Source organism: Streptomyces mutabilis (genome assembly GCF_014649815.1).
GTDB classification, from domain to species: Bacteria; Actinomycetota; Actinomycetes; order Streptomycetales; family Streptomycetaceae; genus Streptomyces; species Streptomyces mutabilis.
This window is the reverse complement of sequence record NZ_BMTT01000082.1, coordinates 1-1,243: the sequence shown is the minus strand read 5'-3', so window position 1 is coordinate 1,243 and position 1,243 is coordinate 1. Positions and strand designations below refer to the sequence as shown.

1 protein-coding gene is annotated in these 1,243 nt (G+C 34.0%); it reads right to left on the bottom strand.

The window, feature by feature from the left end; all coding sequences use genetic code 11:
- A partial coding sequence (locus IE142_RS39605; protein ID WP_191889398.1) for a SufD family Fe-S cluster assembly protein occupies nt 1-1,034 on the bottom strand: 1,034 nt, incomplete at its 3' end.
- Nucleotides 1,035-1,243 lie beyond the last annotated feature (209 nt).

Genomic DNA, 1,243 nt, shown 5'->3' with positions numbered 1-1,243 from the left:
TGGTTCGCAATAGATTTCGTACCACCATGTTTAATGTAGCCAATTCCATTAAATACAGAAGATGCATTTTCTTTCATAACACCATGTTTCAATATATACCCATCTGTTTCTTTACCGTATTGAACAATTTTGGAAGTTAAATTTATTTTTTGATCACCTGTGCCAACAACAACTGATTTCAATGCACTTGTTGAACGATCACCGTTTAGATTTGTAGTATTATCTATAATTTGGCTACCTTCATTCATCAAACCTAGTGCCCAATTGATAGAAGCATCTGCATCTGCAGAACCACGACGAATTATATGACCTGTAAATCCTTTATCTAAATAATCAACTGAACCATATGTGACGTTAGAGTTTGCGCCAGCGATAACCTCTGACACAATATTAAGTTGGTTATCTTCACCACTAGTAGTAGAAAGATAGTTCTCTACATAGGTAACTTCTGCACTTTCTTCTGTAACAATGATGACGTGATTGTAAAAGCTCGCTTGTTCATCATCATGTAAAACAACGTACTGTATAGGATGTTCTACAACAGTATTTTTAGGTACATAAACAAAAATACCACCGTTTACTAATGCAGTATGTAATGCTGTTAAACGATGTTCATCAACATCTACTGCTTTAGTCATAAAGTACTTTTGAACTAAATCACTATGGTTGACTAGTGCTTCAGATAGACCTTCAATAATCACACCATCATGTTTAGCTTGATCCGATACTTGTGTATATGCCAATTCATTATTATGTTGAATGATTAAGTTTTCTGAGTTTTCAACATCAATGATTTCTTTAACAGATTTTGGTAAATCAGTTAACTGAGTGTATGCTTCTCCTGTTGTATGGTGTTGTTTAAACGTATCAAAATCCCATTTTCTTAATTTCGTTTTATCAGGTTTTGGCATTTCTAAAGTTTCTGTTAATTTCAACGCTTTTTTACGTAACTCTGTCATCCAAGAAGGTTCATTGTGCGCTTTAGAATAATCAACAAGTTGTTCTTCAGAAATGTTCAAAGTTTTAGTTGTCATCACTTTTTCCTCCTACTTGATGAAATAAATTTTACTTCGAATGTTCAGTTTCATCATTTTATGTGAACATCTCAATGCTAATTTTGGAATATGACTATTCAGCAGCACCAAATTCTTCTTTAACCCATTCATAGCCTTCTTCTTCAAGGCGTTTAGCCAATTCGGGACCTCCAGATTTCACAACTTTACCACCGTACATCACATGTACT